Source organism: Synergistota bacterium (assembly GCA_021159885.1).
Taxonomy (GTDB): Bacteria; Synergistota; GBS-1; order GBS-1; family GBS-1; genus AUK310.
The window spans coordinates 1-2,832 of the sequence record JAGHDO010000089.1 but is presented as its reverse complement, the minus strand read 5'-3'; the positions used below and the strand labels follow the sequence as shown (position 1 = coordinate 2,832).

The following is a 2,832-nucleotide window of genomic DNA, read 5'->3' as shown; positions in this document are numbered from 1 at the left end:
TTTCGCATCGCAGGAAAGGTCAAGATAGCAGATGTATATGCTCCGATAGCCATAAAAGCCGGATGGCCAAGAGAAAACAATCCCGTATAACCGTTCGTGATATCCAAGCTCACCGTCAGAATAGCATATATCCCCAAAAACTCTAAAACGGATAAGTGATAATCACTTAGATAATTCTCGGCAATATAAGTAAAGGCCAAAAGAGCTATCACAGCGATTATCACGACTTTCCTCACTTTATGGCTTCCTCCCTCCTGCCGAGAATCCCCGAAGGTTTAAGAAGAAGAATAAGTATGAGCAGGGAGAAAACAAAAGCATCTCGATAGCTCCCCATCTGCGGCGGAAGAAGACCAACGAAAAGCACTTCAGAGAAACCCAAAAAGTACCCGCCGAGCATCGCTCCGGGCATGCTCTCTATACCTCCGATAACCGCAGCGACAAAAGCTTTCAGACCCGGGACGAAGCCCATTAAAGGATCTATCTGACCATATTTGCTTCCCCACATCATTCCAGCTATAGCAGCCAAAGCTGATCCTATAGCGAAGGCAAGAGCTATAACCCTGTTGACTTTTATACCCATAAGCCTTGCCGCATCTAAGTTCTCAGACGTAGCTCTCATAGCCATGCCAATTTTGGTTTTCTTAACAAAGAGGGTAAGTATTCCCATAAGCAAGAGGGAAAGAAATATTATAACCATATCTATTCCTCTGCAAGAAACGGTTCCCATTGTAAAAAGCCTGTTTAAGAAATCAGGAACGGGAAAATTCCTCGGCTGAGCGGTAACTATAAGTATTCCAGCGTTCTCTATAAAGGTCGCCACAGCAAGGGAAGTTATAAAGCCAGTAATGGGAGGAGCTTTCCTTATAGGCCTGAATGCAACCCTCTCTATCAAAAGCCCAAGCACGGCTCCAAAGAAAAGGATTAATATAATTAAAGCCCAAAATGATACTCCAAACCAATGGACCACAAAGTAAGCGGCAAAGGCACCCAGCATTAAAACATCACCATGCGCAAAGTTAATCAAGCTCAATATGCCAAATATCAGAGAGAAGCCTATTGCAACCAGAGCATACATACTTCCTAAGGTAAGACCGTTAAGAAGCTGTTGTAAGAGATATCCCTCCGAAAACATATCCTACCCCCCAAGGTAAGCTCTTTTTACCTCTTCATTTTCTCTCAGGGACTTGGCACTCCCTGAAAGAACTATTTTACCGGTTTCAAGGACATACCCCCTATCTGCTATTTCAAGAGCCATATTAGCATTCTGCTCAACAAGCAGAACCGTGGTTCCAGAAGATCTAACCTCGGTTATCGTTTCAAATATCTTTTCAACCACGAGAGGAGCCAGTCCTAAGGAAGGCTCATCAAGCAGTAAAAGCCTTGGTTTGCTCATCAGGGCGCGAGCTATAGCAAGCATCTCTTGTTCCCCACCAGATAGGGTTCCCGCCTTCTGGTTTATTCTCTCCTTTAGGATAGGAAAGAGCTCAAAAACCCTCTCCATATCCTCCTCTATCTCTTTCTTATCTTTTCTAAGATATGCTCCTAATATGAGATTTTCTCTCACCGTGAGTCCCCCAAAGAGCTGTCTTCCCTCCGGACAGTGGGATATCCCAAGAGCCACTATATCGCTCGCATCAAGATAAGTTATATCCTTACCCTCATATACGATCTTGCCATCCGCAGAGCGAACCAATCCCGATATAGCCCTTAGCGTAGTAGTCTTCCCTGCTCCATTAGCCCCTATTAAGGTAACTATTTCTCCCTTTTTAACCTCGAGAGATACACCCTTAAGAGCATATATTGAACCGTAGTAAACGTGCAAGCTCTCCACCTTAAGCAACGCTTTTTCTCCTCCCAAGATAAGCTTCTATAACCTTGGGGTTCTCTCTTATCTCCTCCGGTTTACCCTCAGCCAGAAGCTCCCCTTTGTTCAGAACCTGAATGCGCTCGCATATTCCCATTACGACTTTCATGTCATGCTCTATGAGAAAAATGGTAAGGGAAAATTCCTCTCTTATTCTCTTTATAAGCTCCATCAGCTCCTCCGTCTCCTGAGGATTCATACCACACGCAGGTTCATCAAGAAGAAGAAGCTCCGGACCCGTCATGAGAGCACGAACTATCTCAACCTTTCTCTGATCGCCATACGGAAGGGAATCCGCGCGCCTATCTTTGTACCTCTCTATATCGAAGAGCTCAAGCAGTTCTAAAGCCCTTTGCTCTATTTCCATCTCCTCCCGTTTGAAGGAAGAAAAGCCTAAAAGAGCACTTACTAAGCCATATCTTCTATGCATATGGTAGGCTACCTTAAGATTGTCTATTACGCTTAAAGCTCCAAACAATCTTATATTCTGAAAAGTTCTTGACATTCCGAGAGCGGCTATCTTATCAGGCCTTTTTCCAGTGATGTCAACCCCCCTGAAGCATATCCTTCCAGCGGTTGGCTTGATAACACCGGTAAGCAAATTGAACACCGTCGTCTTACCAGCCCCATTAGGCCCTATAAGACCAACCAGCTCCCCTTCCTCCAGGGAAAGAGCATAATTTGAAAGAGCTCTTAAGCCCCCAAAATCCTTAGTGAGACCTTCTACTTTAAGAATTTGACCCATTGCGGTATCATTATACCATGAAATGATGTATACTACAATAAGAGCATAACTAAAACCCCTCAGGAGGTGACCTTGATAATGGTAAGAGCTGACCTAAGGGTACTACCATTTGGAAAGAGCAAGGAAGAGATAATAAAGCTGGTGGACAAAGCAATAGCGAGAATAAAGGGGTCCGGCCTCGAATATGAGGTCACACCTACATGCACTGTGATGAAGGGAGAAC

Annotated in this window: 5 protein-coding genes; 1 reads left to right on the top strand and 4 read right to left on the bottom strand. The window is 44.4% G+C overall.

Going from position 1 to position 2,832, the window contains the following annotated elements:
- The 4 genes from J7M13_08870 to J7M13_08855 form a co-directional block, all read right to left on the bottom strand.
- A partial coding sequence (locus tag J7M13_08870) for a branched-chain amino acid ABC transporter permease (GenBank protein MCD6364088.1) occupies positions 1-236 on the bottom strand: 236 nt, incomplete at its 3' end.
- Positions 233-1,132, bottom strand: coding sequence for a branched-chain amino acid ABC transporter permease (locus J7M13_08865; protein ID MCD6364087.1), 900 nt, complete (start codon positions 1,130-1,132; stop codon positions 233-235). The genes J7M13_08865 and J7M13_08870, both read right to left, overlap by 4 nt.
- Positions 1,133-1,135: 3 nt before the next feature.
- Positions 1,136-1,840: an ABC transporter ATP-binding protein gene (locus J7M13_08860; protein ID MCD6364086.1), complete on the bottom strand. Its 705-nt coding sequence runs from the start codon at positions 1,838-1,840 to the stop codon at positions 1,136-1,138.
- Complete coding sequence (locus J7M13_08855; protein MCD6364085.1) at positions 1,833-2,609, bottom strand: ABC transporter ATP-binding protein; 777 nt, start codon at positions 2,607-2,609, stop codon at positions 1,833-1,835. Before J7M13_08855 ends, J7M13_08860 begins: the two co-directional genes overlap by 8 nt.
- Positions 2,610-2,687: 78 nt before the next feature.
- Here J7M13_08855 and J7M13_08850 point away from each other — a divergent pair.
- Positions 2,688-2,832, top strand: a 145-nt coding sequence (locus tag J7M13_08850; protein MCD6364084.1) for a thiamine-binding protein, incomplete at its 3' end; no start/stop codon positions are given.